This window comes from Roseobacter sinensis (assembly GCF_025755255.1).
Taxonomy (GTDB): domain Bacteria; phylum Pseudomonadota; class Alphaproteobacteria; order Rhodobacterales; family Rhodobacteraceae; genus Roseobacter; species Roseobacter sinensis.
This window is the reverse complement of the sequence record NZ_JALIEB010000002.1, coordinates 96,149-114,282: the sequence shown is the minus strand read 5'-3', so window position 1 is coordinate 114,282 and position 18,134 is coordinate 96,149. Positions and strand designations below refer to the sequence as shown.

Below are 18,134 nucleotides of genomic sequence, written 5' to 3'. Positions count from 1 at the left end.
ATGAGTGACCTCTGGCTCTCCCGAAAATCCCTGGCAGGCTTCGTCATCGTAGGCGCGGCCTGGTCGAGCTATTTTGCCCAGATGCCCGTCATCAAGGCGGCCATTGGTGCCTCCGACGGCGTCTATGGCGCGGTCATGCTGCTGGCCTCGCTGGGGGCGCTGGCGGCCATGTGGCTTGCCCCGCTTGCGCACAGGCTTGCGGGCCGCTGGGCCCTGCCGCTGGGTGCCATGCTGATGTCGCTGGGCATGTTCGGCGCGGGGCTCTCGGCGGAGATCGTCGCCTTCGGTATCGCGATGACGCTCGCTTCGGTGGGTGCGGGTGTCACCGATGTGCTCGCCAATGTGCGGGTCTCCGAGGTAGAGGCACGCTCGGGGCGGCATCTGATGAACCTCAACCACGCGATGTTTTCCTTCACATATGCCGGCTGCGCGCTTGCCACGGGGCTGATGCGCGAGGCGGGTTGGTCGCCGGCGCAGGTGTTTACCCTGCTCATCGCTCTCGCGCTTGGCGCAGGCTGGGTCATGCTGGAGAGCCGCACAAGGGCGTTGCCTGAGGAAGATACCACCCCCGATGCGCCCTTGCCGCATCTGATTGTCTGGGGCACCGGGGCGATCGTGCTTGTGGCTTTCCTGACCGAAGCCGCCGCCGAAGGCTGGTCCGCCCTGCATCTGGAGCGTACGCTGGGCGGAGGCCCGACGGAAGGGGCGCTAGGGCCCGCGCTTTTGGGGCTGTCGATGGGGATCGGGCGGCTGTCGGGGCACTTCCTGTCCGACCGACTGCCGACGCTGCCGTTCATCACGGTGGCCTCCGTCGTGGCGGCGGGCGGGCTGATCCTCGTGGGGGCAGCGCCGACGCTGATGATCGCCTATGTGGGTTTTGCGCTCACAGGGTTGGGGATTTCGGTCGTGGCCCCGCTGGCGCTCGCGCTGATCGGGCGGATCGTGCCGCCGAAAGCGCGGCTGGCCGCCATCAGCCGCGCTTCGGCGCTGGGATACGCGGCCTTTTTCGTCAGCCCGCCGCTGATGGGCTTCACCTCGGAAGCTTTCGGCCTGCGCGCGGGCTTCTGGGTGGTGGCCGCGCTGCTGATGCTTTGTATTGCCGCGCTGGTGCCCGTGCTTGCCGCCCGCATCGCGGCGCGACCGCAGACGTTTTAAAGCCCCGCCTAAGTCCATACCAGCTTGGGCATTCTGGGCGCACAACTCTCAGATGTTCCGCCCGGCTGACAGGCCGGGCATCGCCCGACCTCCCCCCGGAGGGCGATTTTGTAAGTCTCAAATCGCAAAACGTCAGCGCCTCTGAATATGATCTGCACCAAGGAGCCGTTGCAAACGCCCTCCAGGTCGGGCGATGCCCTCATCGCCCCTTGGATTCCAAAGGCAACTTACGCCTGCCAGCGCCCCTCGAAATCGTCCGGGATCAGGAGGTTATGCCGCCCGAGGTCTCCCACCTTCGTCTCGCCGCAGAGCGCCATCGTCGTGTCCAGCTCCTTATGGATCACCTCCAGCGCCTGCGTCACCCCCTGCTGGCCCATCGCACCCAGCCCGTAGATGAACGCGCGTCCGATGTAGGTGCCCTTGGCCCCCAGCGCCAGCGCCTTCAGCACGTCCTGGCCCGAGCGGATACCGCCGTCCATATGCACCTCGATCTGATCCCCCACCGCATCGAGGATGGAAGGCAGCACCCGGATCGAACTCAAGGCACCATCCAGCTGCCGCCCGCCGTGGTTGCTCACGATAATCGCATCTGCGCCGACCTTCAGCGCCATCTTTGCGTCTTCGGCATCGAGGATGCCTTTCAGAATCACCTTGCCGCCCCAGTCCTCCTTGAGCTTCGCAATCTTGGTCCAGTCGAGCGAGGGGTCGAACTGTTCCGCCGTCCAGGTGCTCAGCGAAGAGGTGTCCGAGATTCCATGCACATGACCCACGATGTTACCGAACTCGCGGCGCTTGGCGGTCAGCATCTCGATACCCCAGGCCCATTTCGTCATCAGATTGGCGATGCTCTTCGGCGTCAGCTTCGGCGGGGCCGAAAGGCCGTTCTTGATGTCCTTGTGCCGCTGTCCGAGGATCTGCAGATCGAGCGTGATCACCAGTGCCGAACACTTTGCGTCCTTTGCCCGCTGAATGAGGCGGCTCACGTAATCCGTGTCCCGCATCGTGTAGAGCTGGAACCAGAACGGCTTCGAGGTGAAGCCCGCCACGTCTTCGATGGAATTGATCGACATGGTGGAGAGCGTGAACGGAACGCCGAACTTCTCCGCCGCCCGCGCGGCCTTCATCTCGCCATCGGCGTGTTGCATGCCCGTCAGCCCAACCGGGGCCAGCGCCACGGGCATGGCGACCTTTTCGCCGATCATCTCGCTTTCCGTCGTGCGCCCGGTCATATCGACGGCCACGCGCTGGCGCAGGCGGATCTTCTCGAAATCGGATGAGTTCTCGCGGAAGGTCTGTTCGGTCCAGCTGCCCGATTCCGCATAATCGTAGAACATCCGGGGCACGCGGCGTTCGTGCAGCCTCTTGAGATCCTCAATGTTGGTGATGATTGGCATAGCGGCCCCCGTATTGGTCAGTTTTGGTTACCAATTCGGGCGAGGAAGATCAATCTGCAATCACCACTTGATTGGTACGAAGTTGCACTATATAGAAAGTACGAAATCGTACCATATCACAGGAGACGACCATGCCGATGCCCCGCCGTAAAGCGCTGACCCTGATCGGAGGCGGTACTGTCCTCGCCGCAACTGCCTCTGCTGGAGGGTTTCTCGCCACCCGCACACCCCACGCCGCTCTTGCCCCTTGGGAGGGGGCGGGAGACTATGACGATCCGCGTCTGAACGCGCTCAGCTACGCCCTGCTTGCGCCCAATCCGCACAACCTCCAGCCTTGGCAGATTGATCTTGAAGGCGCCGATGCCGTGCTCATCTATCGCGATCCTGCACGCCGGCTGCCCGAGACCGACCCTTTCGATCGGCAGATCACCATCGGGCTTGGCTGTTTCATCGAGCAGATGATTCTGGCGGCCGGCGCAGCAGACCATAGGGTCGACCTCAAGCTCTACCCCGAAGGCGAGGACGGTCCTGTCGCCCGCGCCACCTTCACCGAGGGGGGCGAGGCAGACCCGCTCAGCGCCCAGATCTTGGCGCGCCGCTCGTGCAAGGAGCCTTTCGCAGAGACGCCGCTCAGCCCGGCCCATGCCAACGAACTGGAGCTTTACGCCGATGTCTATACCGACATCCCCACTGTCGCGGCGCTGAAGAAGCTTACCTGGGCGGCGTGGGAGGTCGAGGCGATGACCCCGCACACAATGCGGGAATCGGTGGACCTCATGCGCTTTGGCAAGGCCGAGATCGAGGCGAACCCCGACGGCATCGACCTTGGCGGCCCGATGCTCGAAAGCCTGATGCTCGCGGGCGTGCTCAGTCGCGAGGCCCAATCGGACCCGGAGAGCCGGGGCTTCCAGCAGGGCGTCGAGATTTACCGCGAGATGCTGCATGCCACCCCCGCCTATGCCGCACTGACAAGCCCCACCAACACCCGCGCCGATCAGATCGAGGCCGGCCGCCGCTGGCTGCGGCTCAATCTCAAATGCACCACGCTCGGCGTGGCCCTGCATCCGGTCAGTCAGTGCCTGCAGGAATACCCCGAGATGGCCGATCACTACACCGCAGCGCACAAACGTCTCGCGGGCCCGGGGCAGACCGTTCAAATGCTCGGCCGTTTGGGCTACGGTCCGGATGTGCCGCGCACGCCGCGCTGGCCGCTGGAGACCAAACTGCTGAATGCCTAAGCCCGCGCCTGCCACCTATTTCGAAGTCTTCAACGAGATCGCGATCATTGAACAGCTCAGCCGCACGCTCTTGGAGGCGCGCCTGCCCGACGGGCTGATCGCGCCGCATTTCACGGTGCTCAACCACCTCATCCGGCTCGGCGACGGGCGCGCGCTCATCGACATGGCGCGGGCCTTCCAGGTGCCGAAGACCTCGATGACCCATACCATCAAGGTTCTTGTGGCGCATGAGCTCGTCGAAGTGCGGCCCAACCCCGAGGACGGACGCTCCAAGCTCGTCTGGCTCACCGACAAGGGCAGGGCGGTGCGCCATCAGGCCATCGCCGATCTCGCGCCGGATTTCGAACGGCTGGCCCGCGGCTTCGACACCGCGCGCCTGCTTGAAGCGCTGCCCGTGTTGCGCGATCTGCGCATCTACCTCGATGAAGACCGCAACAGCGCTGAGTGGCCTCAATCCGGTACATCCAATGCCGCATCAGCCCGCTGATAAGCCAGGCTTAGCGCCGACGCGGTCAGCAAGATCGCGAAGAAACCCACCAGTTCGAACAGGATCTGAAACGCGCCATCGATGACGATGACGCCAGTCGTCGGGATCAGCCAGAGTAACACCCCGTTTGCAATCACAAAGAACAGGATATTGCCGCCCCAAATTCGTCCGAGCGTGCGCCAGAAGGTCTGACGCCCTCGCCGCCATGCAGCCGCCAAGCGGTCATCCCCGCCGACCGCCGCCGCCGGAAGAACGGTTCCCAGAGCAGCGAGCACGGGAAGTGTAACGATGACCGTGGGGATCAATGAAATAATGACAGCTCCGGCAAACTCATCGGAGGTCAAGCCCTTGAAAGAGGGCAGAAACAACCACCGCAGGATCAGGAAGGAACACAACCAGATTGTTCCCGCGAACAGCCACCAACCGAACATGCGCCAGAGAAAGGGTCCGAACTTGGCTGGCGTTGCGTCGCTCTTTGCGCGCTTGAAGCTGTCGCGCCACCGCATGGTTTCACCAAGAAGGATAGCTCGGTGCGCGTAGAGGGCGATCATGGCGTAGACAACGAGCGCGCCTCCGAGCGTGGATGTGCCCTCATCGAGAATTGTCTTAAGGCCTGCAAGGCAGACCGCTGCCGTCAGCAACGCCGGCCAGATTGCGACGAACGCATCCGCCGCGACCCGGTACATCCGGGTCACGCCTGATGCGCCCCGTCCGAGAGGGTTTTCACAAAGGCCAGCACATCCGCCACCGGCTCCCTCGCGCCGATCTTGCTGACGATGGCCGAGCCCACGACCACGCCGTCGGCCACCTCCGCAATCGCGCGGGATTTCTCGGGCGTGTTCACGCCGAACCCCACGACGAGCGGCAGGTTGGTCGCCGATTTGATGCGCGCAACCTCCGGGCCCACTTCAGCCGCCTGGGCCTCCGCCGCCCCGGTGATCCCGGTGATCGAGACATAGTAGACAAAGCCGGAGGTGTTCTGCAGCACCCGCGGCAGGCGCTTGTCATCCGTCGTCGGCGTGGCCAGCCGGATGAAGTTCAACCCGGCGTCCTGCGCGGGCAGGCACAGCTCGCTGTCCTCTTCGGGGGGCAGGTCCACCACGATCAGCCCATCGATGCCCGCGGCCTGCGCTTCTTCCAGAAAGCGCTTCACCCCGCGGCTGTAGATGGGGTTGTAATAGCCCATCAGCACAATCGGCGTCTGCTGATCCTCCTCGCGGAAGGTCCGCGCCAGCTCCAGCGTGCGCTCCAGCGTCATGCCGCCTTCCAGCGCGCGCTGCCCGGCAAGCTGGATCGTTGGACCGTCGGCCATCGGGTCGGTGAAGGGCAAGCCGAGCTCGATCACATCGACGCCTGCGCCCGGCAACCCCCGGACCACCTCCAGCGAGGTCTCGTAGTCCGGATCGCCCGCCATCACATAAGCCACAAAGGCCTTCTTGCCGGCCTTGGACAACTCTGCAAATTTCGCGTCAATACGGCTCATCGACCGGTCCCCTTTGTCATGTCGGACCCGCAATGCCCAAAAGAGGGGCGGAAATCAATGCACCAAAAGCCGCGCCAACAAGGGGGAAAGAATTTTTTGCTTCCCTCTCAACCGCGGGGCGTGCCACCCTATATCCAGCCCATGAACTATCTTCTCGCCATCCTCCTGCCGCCCCTGTCGATCCTGCTGACGGGCCGCCCCATCATCGCGATCCTCGTCTTTCTGATCTGGATCCCGGCGCTGATCTTCTCCGGCGGGCTCACACATCCGATGTTCATCCTGCTCGCCTGGGCGCTGATCTTCCATGCGCGCGAGGACAGGCGGCAGCGCGGGGACTTGTCTTGACCCCAGAGAGGCCCTAGGACAGCGCCAATTCAGGAAAGGACGCTGACATGGGTTTCAAGATGGGCATCGTGGGCCTGCCGAATGTGGGTAAATCCACGCTTTTCAATGCGCTGACCCGCACCGCGGCGGCGCAGGCGGCGAACTTTCCCTTTTGCACCATCGAACCCAATGTGGGCGAGGTCGCCGTGCCCGATGCGCGGCTGGACACGCTCGCCGACATCGCGAAGTCCAAGCAGATCATTCCCACCCGCATGACCTTCGTGGACATCGCGGGGCTGGTGAAGGGTGCGTCCAAGGGCGAGGGCCTCGGCAACCAGTTCCTCGCCAACATCCGCGAAGTCGACGCCATCGCCCATGTCCTGCGCTGTTTCGATGATGGCGATGTGACCCACGTGGAAGGCCGTGTCGATCCGGTGGCCGACGCCGAGACCATCGAGACGGAGCTGATGCTGGCCGATATCGAAAGCATCGAGAAGCGGCTGCAGACCATCGTCCGCAAGGTGCGCGGCGGCGACAAGGAGGCGGTGCAGCAGGAGCGTCTGATGAAGGCGGCACTCGCTGCACTTGAGCAGGGGAAACCCGCTCGCGTCGTCGAGGTCGATGACGAAGATGCGAAGGCCTGGACCATGCTGCAGCTTCTGACCACCAAGCCCGTACTCTACGTCTGCAATGTGGGTGAGGCCGAGGCGGCGGAGGGCAATGAACACTCCGCCAAGGTGGCCGAGATGGCGGCGGCTGAGGGCAATGCCCATGTCATCATCTCCGCCCAGATCGAGGAAGAGATCAGCCAGCTGGAACCGGAGGAGGCGGCGATGTTCCTCGAAGAGATGGGGCTCGCCGAGGCGGGGCTCGACCGGCTGATCCGGGCGGGCTATGACCTGCTGCATCTGGAAACCTATTTTACCGTGGGTCCCAAGGAAGCGCGGGCCTGGACGATCCGCACCGGCACCTCGGCGCCCAAGGCCGCTGGCGTGATCCACGGCGATTTCGAGAAGGGATTCATCCGCGCCGAGACCATCGCCTATGACGATTTCGTCAGCTTGGGCGGAGAGCAGGCCGCGAAGGAGGCCGGCAAGATGCGCGCTGAGGGCAAATCCTACGTCGTCAAGGATGGCGACGTATTGCATTTCCTGTTCAACACCTGATCGCTGACGCGGCTGCCCCCGGGTTGGCCGGGACCCGGCGTCAAACACCAGGCCCGGCCCGGCTGCATGTCCAAGCGCTGACTGCACAGCGTCGCGGTCCTTGCGCTGTGACGGCGCCAATTGTCCGCATGGGCTGCTTGGCATCAGCCACTTCTGCTGACAAGGCCACCGCACGTTCAGCAATCGCATCCCGCGTGCGGCGGCGAACCCGCTGACGTCGCGGCTGATCTGGTGGACGGTCTGCGCAACACTTTCGGCTGAGGCCTCGGCCGCCACGGCCGCTGCAAAGCTCGTCGCCCCGGTTGCGCCGATCCCGCTTTCGGGGTCCGTTTTGGCGGGAATAGTATCCAGGTTCTGCGAAGTCTCCTCCGGTGCGTCGGCCGTGGTATCCCGCAGCTTCGCGCTGCTGACCGCCAGCGCATCGCTGACACGGGCAAGTTCCCGCGGGTCGCGGGCGAGGGCGGTCTCCATGGACGCCGCGAAGGCCGACGTTACCGCCGTGTCGAGAGTGACCTGCTGGCGGATCCGTGCGGCCTCTTCGTCCATCAGGCCGCAGACGCCGTCTTTGCATCATCGCTGTTGATCACGAGCTCAAAGCAGAGATCGTCGGGAGCACCGTGTCGATCTCTGGGCGCAGAGAGAGGATGCGGTCCGACTGCAACGTCAGGGTGCCACGGTCGATGGTCGGGCCGAATGCGCCGCTGACCGTCTCGGCGAACTCCGCCAGCCGGACCGGGCTTTGGGACTCCTCGATCAACGGGGCCAACTGAGTGAGCTGGTCTTTGGTGGTGTCGACCAGATCGCCGCGGATGGCGCGCAGCGCGGTGCCGACGGCCCCGGCGAGGCTCTCGACGCTGCTGAACTGTTCCAGCCGCGCATCCATCGACGTCAGCAGCGCGCGTTCGACCTGTGCGACGCTTGGGGGCGAGGGTCGGCTTTCGGACGGCGCCCAGGCCTTTGCTGCCCACGCCGACGTCGGCGATGACAAGCGACGTGCGCGCTTGGAGCTGCTGGAGCGCCTCTGCGATTAGACTGTCGCAGAGCACCCCCTTGGCGCGATCCGCGGGTGTCTTGACACGAGCGCTTTTGCGCAACTCCGGCACGCGCTCACAGGCCTGCGTTTCGGCATCGTAGGTCGCGCCTACGTCAATCAGGGTCTGCTGTGCGGCGTCCCGCAGGACTCCCGCGCCGGTGAAGGGCGCCATCATCGGCATGCTGGCGCCAGTGGCAATCGGATGCGTGGCCTTGGGTGTCGGCGTACCGACCGGACCCGCCTGGGCCAAGCAAATACGGCTGTCGATGACGCCGCGGTTCCGGGTGATCGACAATCTGGCACGTAGCCGTCGCCCATGCTGGTCAGGGTAACGGCGCGCCCATGGAGCCCACCCGCACGGGCCGCCTCTTCGGAAGCGGCCATCGGGCCTTGGCGCATCCCGATACCAAGCCCAGAGGCCAGGCCTTCAAGGGCCGCCACCTTTCTAAACTGAGACTGGCGTCGCTTGCGCCGTGATGCATGGCCGGAGGGGCGGCGGCCAAGGTCAAGGCAGGAAATGCTGCGACGTGCGAGAGATTGAGGATGGGGAAACCCTGACCACTGTTGTCACTGCTGCGACATTATTGCGCGGAGACCTTAACAAGGCTTTCGCAGGAAACCAGCTACAGCGCCGTCAGGCTCGTCTGACACTTCGCGGGCGGCAGCGCCCATGATGGCCCGCAGAGGCCTTCATTCATCGAAACCCTTGTGCAACGGGGTTCTGACACGTTCATGCGCAAATTGCCCGCGATGCACGTCGCGCCAAAAACCACCCTGACAAAGCTTGTTCGAATTTGAGAGATGCCTCGGCGCGGTTGGAAAATCGGGAGCGGTCTTGCCCTTTCGGGGCGACTCAGGTGCCGCCTTTGCTCAGCCTGTCGGCTTTCTTCCGCACCAGAACCGACCGCAGGTCATGCATCGCAAGCAGCAGCGTGTCGGTGATCTCGTCCAACTGCTCGGGTGTCGCCTTCGACTGGGCCCATTGCGTCGTCAGGTTCATGTGATCCACGGCGCGGTGAATGTCGTCCATGTCGCGGCGGGACAGCACTGCGCGGCGCTGGTCCATCCACTCGCGGATCACGCGCATGTCTTCCTCCGACAGCACACGGTCGCCCTGCGGCTTGATCTCACCGTTGCGGACGTTCAGCACTGCGATCTGATCCATCTCGATCCGGCGCTGGCGGTTTTCGGTATCGACGCGAAAGACCGCCGCGCCGTTCTCGCGGACGCGAAAGTAGTACTCCGGCAAGGCGGCGGTCATCGGGTGTCCCTCGTCTATGTCAGGCCGGCGCAGAAGCCCTGGATGCGGGTGCAGGCCTCTTTCAGAGCCGCATCCGACGTAGCGTAGCTGACCCGGAAGTTCGGCGAAAGTCCGAAGGCGGCGCCGAAGACCACGGCCACCCCGGTCTCTTCCAGCAGCGCTGTGGCGAAGGCTTCGTCGTCCACGATCATGGTGCCACCCGCGGAGGTCTTGCCGATGCAGCCCGCAATCGAGGGGTAGACGTAGAAGGCGCCATCCGGCACCGGGCAGCGGACGCCCTCTGCGGCGTTCAGCATCTCCACCACCAGATCGCGGCGGCGTACGAACATCTCGTTATGGGGCGCGATGAAGTCCTGCGTGCCGTTGAGTGCTTCCACCGCCGCCCACTGGCTGATCGAGCAGGGGTTGGAGGTCGATTGCGACTGCACCTTGCGCATCGCCTTGATCAACTCTTCGGGCCCCGCCGCATAGCCGATGCGCCAGCCGGTCATGGCATAGGCCTTGCTGACCCCGTTTACGGTCAGCGTGCGGTCGTAGAGCCCCGGCTCCACCTGTGCTGGCGTGCAGAACTTGAAGTCGCCGTAGACCAGATGCTCATACATATCATCGGTCATCACCCAGACATGGGGGTGCCGCATCAGCACATCGGTCAGCTGCTTCAGCTCGTCCCAGGTATAGCCCGCGCCTGTGGGATTCGAGGGTGAGTTGAAAATGAGCCACTTGGTCTTGTCGGTGATCGCCGCCTCCAGCTGGTCCGCCGTTAGCTTGAAGCCGGTCTGCAACGAGGCCTCTGCGATCACCGGCGTACCGCCCGCCAGCAGCACCATATCCGGGTAGCTCACCCAGTAAGGCGCGGGGATCACCACCTCGTCGCCCTCGTTCAGCGTTGCCATCAGGGCGTTGTAAAGGATTTGTTTACCACCAGTGCCCACACTGACCTGAGATGGCTCATAGCTCAGATCGTTGTCACGCTTCAGTTTATCGCAGATCGCGCGCTTCAGCTCTGGAATTCCGTCCACGGCGGTGTATTTGGTCTTACCATCGGCGATGGCGGCCACGGCGGCGTCCTTGATGTTCTGAGGCGTGTCGAAATCCGGCTCGCCCGCGCCCAGCCCGATCACGTCGCGTCCCGCCGCCTTCAACTCCGCGGCCTTCGTGGTCACCGCGATGGTGGGAGACGGTTTGACGCGGGCAAGTGTCGTAGACAGGAATTCCATTTCGGCCTCGGGTTGATATGACATGAGCCGAGTAGTAGGGGGCGTGCTGCCCCCGTTCAAGCGCGATCATCGCACAGGAGATCACAGCATGCACGATACGACAGATTGGTACGGCCCCGAAACCGCAACCTTCGGCGATCGCCTGGCAGCGGCGCGCGAGACCTCCGAGATGACGCAGGCGCAGCTGGCCCGGCGGTTGGGCGTGCGGGTCTCTACCTTACGCGCCTGGGAAAACGACCTGAGTGAGCCGCGCGCCAATCGCTTGTCGATGATGGCGGGTCTGCTCAATGTTTCGATGATGTGGCTGATCAATGGGCAAGGCGAGGGGCTGGATGCGCCCATGGAAGAGGCGAGCTTGCCCGCATCCGCGCAGGATATCCTCAATGAGATGCGCGATCTGCGCATCGACATGATCGCGCGGGCCGAGCAGATGGCCCGGCTGGAGAAGAAGCTGCGGGCGGCCCTGAAAGAAGAGCAGCATGAGCGAGCCGCGTGAACATCGCATCAAACGGCTGAAAATGCGCTCGATGCGGCGTGGGATCAAGGAAATGGACGTGATCCTGCACCCCTTCGCCGAGGCCAATCTGGCCGGCATGGATGAGGCGGAGCTTGGCCTCTATGACGAGATGCTCAGCGAGAACGATCACGACCTCTATCAATGGGTCAGCGGGCAGGTGGCGCCGCCGCCGCGATACGCGGCGCTGATGGCGCAGATTATCGGTGGGCTGCCGCGCGTCGGGGCCTGACACCCACCGTACGGCGCATTTGCTCCCTTTTAACGAATTATTGGCGTTTCTCGCGCAAATTCCGACCAAATTGGAACGAGTCGGAGCGCGGAGATGAGCATTCAAGATCAAATTCCATCGGAGACATCTGGCATGAACCGGACGCAAGGGTTCATGGTCAGCTATCTCGAAGCCCTGTCACTGGTCGAGCGGTTGCACCGCCTGCTGCTGGACGTCATCAAGGATGAATTCGAGCGTGTGGGCGTGCTGGAGATCAACGCGGTTCAGGCGCTGCTGCTCTTCAATATCGGCGACAATGAAGTCACCGCGGGCGAGTTGAAAAGCCGCGGCTACTACCAGGGCAGCAACGTCAGCTACAACCTGAAGAAGCTCGTTGACGCGGGGTACATGCACCACCAGCGCTGCGAGATCGACCGCCGCTCGGTGCGCGTGCGCCTGACCGACAAGGGGCAGAAGATCCGCCATGTCGTGTCCGACCTGTTCTCGCGCCATGCCGATGGTCTGGAAGCCAAAGGTGTTCTGGGGCCAGACGGTATCGATGATATCACGCGGTCGCTCAAGCGGATGGAGCGCTACTGGTCGGATCAGATCCGCTACATCTACTGAAGCCCGCTGATTGCGAGGCCGTCAAGTTCGCGCTTCAGCTTCGCGGTCATCGCAGCGGCATAATCCTCGAAGCCCAAGGCCGTCTGCACGAAGGCATCCCGACCTGTGATCACATGTGTCCGAAAGTAGGAGGACAGCTCGGTGATCTCGGTCTGACGCAGATCGCCGCTTGCCGGCGCATCCGCCCCGATTACCAGCGCGTTGATGGTAATGCCCCGCGCGCCAATGGCGTCACGCACGTTTCGCGGCTCTGGCCCCAGGTTCGACCGTCCGTCTCCAGAGATATCCAGCGTGCGCTTCCAGCAACCCTGTTGCTGGTCGAGAAAGTCCGCGCCTGTCTTCATGGCGACTCCCAGGGCCGTGCCGGGGGTTGCATCCCGCCGCTCCGCATCAGCCAGCATTGCGCTGATGCCCGCCAGCGCCTCGCGGTCGGTCACTTTCGTCCAAGGCACCAGAATGGCCTGATCCGCAGGACCGCTCCACTCGAACACCAGGAGCGCCACCGGAGCTTGTGGCGCCGACATCAGGATACGCACGACCTCCGGATCGTTGAGCGCAGTAATCAGCCCGTCGATTTGCAGCCGGTATTCGCGCAGATCGACCGAGCCTGACACGTCGAGCCCCAACGCCAGGGCCTGCCGGCAGTCACCGGCATGAACAGCGCCCGTCATCGCAGCAAGAACGCTCGATAAAAGGAGCGCGGCCAAACGTGTCATCCCTTCGGTTCCGTTACGACTCCGGGGGGCAGGGCACCGATCACGGGTGGCGACAACTCGCGTTCCAGCTTGCGCCGCATTGCCCGCTCGTAGTCCTCGAACCCTTGTGCAATCTCCAGAAATGCCCCGGGTCCATGCAGAACCTGGCTCTGATAGAACGCGATCAGCCCTGTCTCGGCCTCGTAATCCGCCCCGTTGACCACCAGACCGTTCACCGTCACGCCGTCGAAGGGGAACTCGGCATAGGCCAGTGCCGGGCTGAACCCCTCGTTGTTCTGCCCGTCGCCGGCCATATCCAGCGTCCGATGGAGACAGGACGGCGCCCGTTCCAGCAACCGCGACCCGTACCCCAGCGCGTAGCCCATGGCCGTGGGAAAATCGTTGTGGCTTCGGATGCTGCGGGCCAGCGTCTCCGCCACGTGATGCAGCCGCGCGCGGCTGTCGATCAGCGTCCAGTCAAGCAGCAGTTCCTGGTTGTAGCGTCCCGACCACTCGTAGACCGCAAGCGCCACCGGGTCGTCACTGGCAAAGAACGCCGCCTCCACCTCAGGGGCAGTGAGAGCGGCGACCAGACCGCCGCGCTGCAAGGCGTCCTCTGCCGCATCGACTGAACTGGACACATCGAGCGCCAGCACCAGCGCCAGCCGGCACTCCGCCGCGGCCGGCGCCGCCAGCACAGCACCCGCGCAGAGGGCGGCGCGGATCACCAGTGCCCTGTGTTTTCCATGCTCGCCCACGGCTCGGCGGGCGGAAGGTGATCGCCCTCCTGCAAGAGCTCGATCGAGATGTTGTCGGGCGAGCGGACAAAGGCCATATGCCCGTCGCGCGGCGGCCGGTTGATCGTCACCCCATTGTCCATCAGATGCTGGCACACCTCGTAGATATTGCCCACGCGGTAGGCCAGATGCCCGAAATGCCGGCTGTCGCTCGGCAGCCCCTCGTCGCCATCCCAGTTATAGGTCAGCTCCACCGGGCACTCTTCCTGCCCCGGCGGCGCCATGAAGACCAGCGTGAAGCGCCCGCCCTCGCTGTCCATCCGCCGCGTCTCCTTCAGCCCCAACAGCTCGTAAAACGCGATCGATTTCTCCAGATCCTTCACCCGGACCATTGTGTGCAGATACTTCAGGCTCATGCCGCCCCTCCATCACTCCATTGATTTGACGCAACACTAGCACGCCCGCCCGGCGATACCAGTCACATCGCGCTGAGCATCGCGAGGCGAAATCCGTCGCCAAAATACAGCATATAGCTGTTCCGCGACGCCCCGCGCCCAGATATAGTCGTAGCCGACTCACGCCCTCGAAAGGATGCCCCCATGCCGCTCACCCCCGAGCACCAAGCCGAAATCGACGAACAACGCCAGCAAACCACGCCCACCCTGCGCGCCACCGCCCCCGGCATGGAAAAGCACCTCTACACCGCGCAGCCCGTGCTCGACCACGGCTTTGTCCGCGTGATCGACTACATGGGCGACGACGCCGCGATCTGCCAGGCCGCCCGCGTCTCCTATGGGCGTGGCACCAAATCCGTGCAGAATGACGAGGGGCTCATCCGCTACCTCATGCGCCACTGGCACTCCACACCCTTCGAGATGTGCGAGATCAAGCTGCACGTGAAACTGCCGGTCTTCGTGGCGCGCCAGTGGATCCGCCACCGCACCGCCAACGTCAACGAATACTCCGCCCGCTACTCGATCCTCGACCGTGAATTCTACATCCCCGCGCCCGATGATCTGGCCGCGCAGTCGGTCGTCAACAACCAGGGCCGGGGGGAAGCGCTCACCGGGGAGGAGGCCGAACGCGTCCTGCGCTACCTGCAACAGGACGCCATGCGCTGCTATGACCACTACGAGGAGATGATCAGCCAGGAGGGTCAACAGGGCCTCGCGCGCGAGCTTGCCCGCATGAACCTGCCCGCCAACGTCTACACCCAATGGTACTGGAAGGTGGACCTGCACAACCTCTTCCACTTCCTGCGCCTGCGCGCCGACGCCCATGCGCAATATGAAATCCGCGTCTACGCCGAGGCCATCTGCGCGATGGTCAAGGACTGGGTCCCGGCCGCCTACGGCGCCTTCGAGGACTACCGCCTGGGCGGAGCCACCCTCTCAGGCCGCGCGCTGGAGTGCATCCGCAAGATGCTCGCCGGAGAGGAGGTCACGCAGGAGACCTCCGGTATGAGCAAGGGCGAATGGCGGGAGTTTCAGGGAGTGATTGGGTAGATTATGGGTAAGTTCGACTATTCAGCATCGCGAAAACTTCTCCATGAGATAGCCTACGAAAGTGCTTGCGAAAGCCTAAGTCAGCAGCGTGCCGACTTGCGCGCCCTACGGTCTCAAGCTTCAGTCGTTGCTGCGGTTAGTGGCCTTACCGGAACCCTCTTTTCACGCCTCGTATTTGAAGCCGCTGAATCGCATGGCGGCAGTATTTTTGATGCCTCCAGCTTCATGTTGGGATTACCGTTTTCGGTTGCAATGGCGATCTTTTCTTTTTCAACCTCAATTGTTTTTGCATTGAGAATTTTGAGTCCAAGCAAGGGCTGGAGATTTGAAGACTCACCCAAAGCTCTCATCGAGAAGCTGGAAAAAAAAGGACCTTCTTTCTCCGATCCGGAATTACTGAGAACCTTGTCAATGAGCAAGGAAAGTCGTTTCGATAGGAATGAGGTTTTGCTCGGGCGTGCGCAACGTGATATGTTCACGGCAATTGTGTTCACATTTCTACAGCTACCATTTTGGGGCTTAACCTTTTTTATTTTCGGAGGATCGTAGTGAGCGAAGACAAAGAGAAGAGAAAAAGCCAAATAGCTGAAAATATTAGAGAAATCGAAATAATTAGAGAAATCGAAAGAATTAAGGAGCTTGAAGAGTCCGTTCAACATGAACGAGTTCGTCGAGGGTATGATTTTCCTGGCGATGATAGAAGGCGAAGATCGACTAGAATAATCGGCGATGATGACGAAGACGACGATTTTTCAAAGCCGACCAACCGCCTGGGTCAACCGGACAGTGAGTGATAGTCGCTTCTATGAGTTCACTAATTTATGTGTTTCACAGCGCCTCGATCTAGGAATGCAGGCCGGGCGGACGCCCGGCCTACGACTTTCATCTATGCCTTCGGCACGCCCGCGGCACCCGCCGCACATCGCGGCGCCCTTAGGGCATTGTTAAGCCTCTTTTGGTAGCACCCGCTTGTTTTTCAAGCGATCTGGACCCTGACACATGCAACACTGGCGCAAGACGCGCGCGCCGACACGCTATTCGGCCAGCCTTCTGGTGGGCGGCGTCGCACACCGGATCACGGTCGTGAACGTGCATGAGGAGGGTGCCGGGGTTGAGGGCGTGCCACCCCTGCCGGCGGGGGCCGCGGTCACGCTGCAGGTGATGCATCACCGTCTGCCCGCGCGGATCGCCTGGATGGAGGGCGGGGCCACGGGCCTCACGTTCCAGGCGCGCATCGGGGTGCAGTTGCTGAACACCTTGCGCCGGCTCGTCCGCCGCTGAGCCTATCCCCCGCCGGCCCGCGCCGCCCGCGGACCCCCTTTGCCCGCCTGCGCGGCCGATATAGGCTCTTGCAATGACCGACCCGCGCGCTGCCCTCTCCGCCCGCCTCGACGCCCTCGATGCCGAGGACGCGGCCGGCCTCGATGGGCAGAAGACCGTGACGCTCGATCAGCAGGCGGTGGGGCGACTCTCACGCATGGATGCGCTGCAGAACCAGGCCATGGCGCAGGCGCAGGCCCGGCGGCGACAGGCCGAGCGCCAGCGCATCCGCGCCGCCCTGCAACGGCTCGAGGATGGAGAGTACGGCTATTGCACCGACTGCGGTGAGGAGATCGCCCCCGCGCGTCTTGTCTCCGACCCGGCGACGCCGCGGTGCCTTGACTGCACGCGTGGCGGATGACCTATGCGATGCTTGCTCAGGGACACCTCCGCCTGCCCAAGGGCTGCTGAACGCCCCGTCATCAGATAAGCTTCGTCCTTGAACCTGTGCTGCGGCGCGCATCTGCGATCTGTTCTTCCGGGGATCGGGGCCCCCCGTGCCGGTCCATTGACAAGCCGCTTGATGGGCGCAGACTGCGCGCATGTTCAATCTCGCAGCGCCCCCTGCCGATTTCGTTGAGAGCCCGTTTCCCTATTACGATGCGCTCCTGCGCGAAGCCCCGGTCTGCCCTCAGCCGGACGGGTCGGTCCTGCTGTCGCGCCACGCCGATCTCAGCGCGATCTATCGGGATGTGAGCCTTTTCAAATCGGATAAGAAAGCGGCGTTCGCACCGAAGTTCGGTGAGGGGTCGCCGCTCTTCGAGCACCACACCACCAGCCTCGTTTTCAACGACCCGCCGCTGCACACGCGGGTGCGGCGTATCATGACCTCCGCGCTGACGCCGAAAGCGCTGCGGCGCATGGAGCCGGGGCTTGTCGCCACGATTTACGCATTGTTGGAGGCCATGCCGTCAGCGCCCGACCTGATCGCGGATTTCGCCGCTTCGATCCCGATCCAGGTGATCGGCAACCTGCTCGATGTGCCGATGGAGGAGCGCGGGCCGCTGCGGGCGTGGTCGCTGGCCATCCTCGGCGCGCTGGAGCCGACGCTGACCGAGACGCAACTGGCCCGCGGGCATCAGGCCGTCCTCGCGTTCAAGGCGTATTTGCAGGATCTGATCGCGCGTCGGCGGGCCGACCCGGGCGATCCCGAAACCGACGTTCTGACGCGTCTGATCCAGGGCGACGAGGATGGACAGCTGTCAGACATCGAGCTGATCCAGAATTGCATCTTCATTCTGAACGCCGGCCATGAGACGACGACGAACCTGATCGGCAATGCGCTGTGCTTGTTGTCTGATCATCCGGATCAGCGTCAGCGTCTGCTTCAGGATCCGGATCTCATGGAGAAGGCGATTGAAGAGGTGCTGCGCTTCCGCGCGCCCAACCAGTTCGGCAATCGCGAGACAGCGGCAGATGTGACCGTCGGTGACCACCGCATTCCCAAGGGCACCAACTTGCATCTCTGCATCGGGGCGGCCAATCGCGATCCGGAGGTCTTTGAGCGGCCCGAGGTCTTCGATATCACCCGGCATCCGAACCGGCATCTTGCCTTCGCGGCGGGGCCGCATGTTTGCGTCGGGCTGACGCTGGCCCGTATGGAAGGCCGGATTGCCCTTGCGCGCTTTCTCGAAAGCTATCCGCATTACCGGATCACCGCGCGCAGGGCAGGTGGCCGGATTCGGTTTCGCGGCTATGCAGCGCTTCACGCAGAGATCTAGTGGAGATCCGGGCGTGGGGGGCCACGTCCTGGTCAGGCCCTTTGCT

Annotated in this window: 23 protein-coding genes; 14 read left to right on the top strand and 9 right to left on the bottom strand. The window is 63.3% G+C overall.

The features are described 5' to 3' along the window. Positions 1–1,155: an MFS transporter gene (locus MUB52_RS03430; protein WP_263842792.1), complete on the top strand. Its 1,155-nt coding sequence runs from the start codon at positions 1–3 to the stop codon at positions 1,153–1,155. Between the two features lie 227 nt (positions 1,156–1,382). Here MUB52_RS03430 and MUB52_RS03425 read toward each other — a convergent pair whose 3' ends face one another. Beyond that, entirely contained in the window at positions 1,383–2,549 is a 1,167-nt protein-coding gene (locus tag MUB52_RS03425; protein WP_263842791.1) for an alpha-hydroxy acid oxidase, read from the bottom strand. 131 nt (positions 2,550–2,680) lie between these two features. On the opposite strand from MUB52_RS03425, the gene MUB52_RS03420 reads away from it, so the two are divergent. Together MUB52_RS03420 and MUB52_RS03415 are read left to right on the top strand one after the other, a co-directional pair. After that, positions 2,681–3,787, top strand: coding sequence for an Acg family FMN-binding oxidoreductase (locus tag MUB52_RS03420; RefSeq protein WP_263842790.1), 1,107 nt, complete (start codon positions 2,681–2,683; stop codon positions 3,785–3,787). Then, positions 3,780–4,274, top strand: a complete 495-nt coding sequence (locus MUB52_RS03415) for a MarR family winged helix-turn-helix transcriptional regulator (protein ID WP_263842789.1) — start codon at positions 3,780–3,782, stop codon at positions 4,272–4,274. The genes MUB52_RS03420 and MUB52_RS03415 overlap by 8 nt, the downstream gene beginning before the upstream one ends. Here the strand turns inward: MUB52_RS03415 and MUB52_RS03410 are convergent. Together MUB52_RS03410 and trpA are read right to left on the bottom strand one after the other, a co-directional pair. Beyond that, positions 4,238–4,969: a hypothetical protein gene (locus MUB52_RS03410; protein ID WP_263842788.1), complete on the bottom strand. Its 732-nt coding sequence runs from the start codon at positions 4,967–4,969 to the stop codon at positions 4,238–4,240. The genes MUB52_RS03415 and MUB52_RS03410 overlap by 37 nt on opposite strands. After that, positions 4,966–5,757, bottom strand: coding sequence for a tryptophan synthase subunit alpha (trpA, locus tag MUB52_RS03405; protein WP_263842787.1), 792 nt, complete (start codon positions 5,755–5,757; stop codon positions 4,966–4,968). Before trpA ends, MUB52_RS03410 begins: the two co-directional genes overlap by 4 nt. A gap of 141 nt (positions 5,758–5,898) precedes the next feature. On the opposite strand from trpA, the gene MUB52_RS03400 reads away from it, so the two are divergent. Together MUB52_RS03400 and ychF are read left to right on the top strand one after the other, a co-directional pair. After that, on the top strand, positions 5,899–6,102 hold the full coding sequence (locus MUB52_RS03400) for a hypothetical protein (RefSeq protein WP_159979005.1): 204 nt from the start codon (positions 5,899–5,901) through the stop codon (positions 6,100–6,102). A gap of 47 nt (positions 6,103–6,149) precedes the next feature. Beyond that, positions 6,150–7,247, top strand: coding sequence for a redox-regulated ATPase YchF (gene ychF, locus MUB52_RS03395; RefSeq protein WP_263842786.1), 1,098 nt, complete (start codon positions 6,150–6,152; stop codon positions 7,245–7,247). A 583-nt stretch (positions 7,248–7,830) separates the two neighbouring features. On the opposite strand, the gene MUB52_RS03390 is transcribed toward ychF, so the two are convergent. The 3 genes from MUB52_RS03390 to MUB52_RS03380 form a co-directional block, all read right to left on the bottom strand. Continuing rightward, positions 7,831–8,235, bottom strand: coding sequence for a hypothetical protein (locus MUB52_RS03390; protein WP_263842785.1), 405 nt, complete (start codon positions 8,233–8,235; stop codon positions 7,831–7,833). Between the two features lie 898 nt (positions 8,236–9,133). Then, positions 9,134–9,541, bottom strand: coding sequence for a hypothetical protein (locus MUB52_RS03385; RefSeq protein WP_263842784.1), 408 nt, complete (start codon positions 9,539–9,541; stop codon positions 9,134–9,136). A 14-nt stretch (positions 9,542–9,555) separates the two neighbouring features. Then, on the bottom strand, positions 9,556–10,758 hold the full coding sequence (locus MUB52_RS03380) for a pyridoxal phosphate-dependent aminotransferase (RefSeq protein ID WP_263842783.1): 1,203 nt from the start codon (positions 10,756–10,758) through the stop codon (positions 9,556–9,558). 88 nt (positions 10,759–10,846) lie between these two features. On the opposite strand from MUB52_RS03380, the gene MUB52_RS03375 reads away from it, so the two are divergent. The 3 genes from MUB52_RS03375 to MUB52_RS03365 all read left to right on the top strand — a co-directional run bounded on the left by MUB52_RS03375 (position 10,847) and on the right by MUB52_RS03365 (position 12,110). Next, complete coding sequence (locus tag MUB52_RS03375) at positions 10,847–11,254, top strand: helix-turn-helix domain-containing protein (protein WP_263842782.1); 408 nt, start codon at positions 10,847–10,849, stop codon at positions 11,252–11,254. After that, complete coding sequence (locus MUB52_RS03370; RefSeq protein WP_263842781.1) at positions 11,238–11,504, top strand: succinate dehydrogenase assembly factor 2; 267 nt, start codon at positions 11,238–11,240, stop codon at positions 11,502–11,504. The genes MUB52_RS03375 and MUB52_RS03370 overlap by 17 nt, the downstream gene beginning before the upstream one ends. A 93-nt stretch (positions 11,505–11,597) precedes the next feature. After that, complete coding sequence (locus MUB52_RS03365) at positions 11,598–12,110, top strand: MarR family winged helix-turn-helix transcriptional regulator (protein WP_404818180.1); 513 nt, start codon at positions 11,598–11,600, stop codon at positions 12,108–12,110. On the opposite strand, the gene MUB52_RS03360 is transcribed toward MUB52_RS03365, so the two are convergent. From MUB52_RS03360 to MUB52_RS03350, 3 genes are read right to left on the bottom strand one after another with little or no spacing between them, the layout of a single operon-like run. Continuing rightward, entirely contained in the window at positions 12,104–12,826 is a 723-nt protein-coding gene (locus tag MUB52_RS03360) for a DUF1194 domain-containing protein (RefSeq protein ID WP_263842779.1), read from the bottom strand. The genes MUB52_RS03365 and MUB52_RS03360 overlap by 7 nt on opposite strands. Further along, positions 12,823–13,533, bottom strand: a complete 711-nt coding sequence (locus tag MUB52_RS03355; RefSeq protein ID WP_263842778.1) for a DUF1194 domain-containing protein — start codon at positions 13,531–13,533, stop codon at positions 12,823–12,825. Before MUB52_RS03355 ends, MUB52_RS03360 begins: the two co-directional genes overlap by 4 nt. Further along, positions 13,530–13,958 (bottom strand): VOC family protein, encoded by a 429-nt coding sequence (locus tag MUB52_RS03350; protein WP_263842777.1) that lies wholly within the window; start codon positions 13,956–13,958, stop codon positions 13,530–13,532. Before MUB52_RS03350 ends, MUB52_RS03355 begins: the two co-directional genes overlap by 4 nt. A gap of 183 nt (positions 13,959–14,141) precedes the next feature. Between MUB52_RS03350 and thyX the strand changes: the two genes are divergently transcribed. The 6 genes from thyX to MUB52_RS03320 all read left to right on the top strand — a co-directional run bounded on the left by thyX (position 14,142) and on the right by MUB52_RS03320 (position 18,088). Next, positions 14,142–15,047 (top strand): FAD-dependent thymidylate synthase, encoded by a 906-nt coding sequence (thyX, locus tag MUB52_RS03345; protein WP_263842776.1) that lies wholly within the window; start codon positions 14,142–14,144, stop codon positions 15,045–15,047. A 3-nt stretch (positions 15,048–15,050) separates the two neighbouring features. Next, positions 15,051–15,596 carry a hypothetical protein gene (locus tag MUB52_RS03340; RefSeq protein WP_263842775.1) on the top strand — a complete coding sequence of 182 codons (546 nt, stop codon included), beginning with the start codon at positions 15,051–15,053 and terminating at the stop codon, positions 15,594–15,596. Further along, positions 15,596–15,841 carry a hypothetical protein gene (locus MUB52_RS03335; protein WP_263842774.1) on the top strand — a complete coding sequence of 82 codons (246 nt, stop codon included), beginning with the start codon at positions 15,596–15,598 and terminating at the stop codon, positions 15,839–15,841. Before MUB52_RS03340 ends, MUB52_RS03335 begins: the two co-directional genes overlap by 1 nt. Positions 15,842–16,046: 205 nt before the next feature. Then, entirely contained in the window at positions 16,047–16,328 is a 282-nt protein-coding gene (locus MUB52_RS03330) for a PilZ domain-containing protein (protein ID WP_263842773.1), read from the top strand. A 73-nt stretch (positions 16,329–16,401) separates the two neighbouring features. Further along, positions 16,402–16,728, top strand: a complete 327-nt coding sequence (locus MUB52_RS03325) for a TraR/DksA family transcriptional regulator (RefSeq protein ID WP_263842772.1) — start codon at positions 16,402–16,404, stop codon at positions 16,726–16,728. A gap of 181 nt (positions 16,729–16,909) precedes the next feature. Next, complete coding sequence (locus MUB52_RS03320) at positions 16,910–18,088, top strand: cytochrome P450 (protein ID WP_263842771.1); 1,179 nt, start codon at positions 16,910–16,912, stop codon at positions 18,086–18,088. The last annotated feature ends 46 nt before the right edge of the window (positions 18,089–18,134 follow it).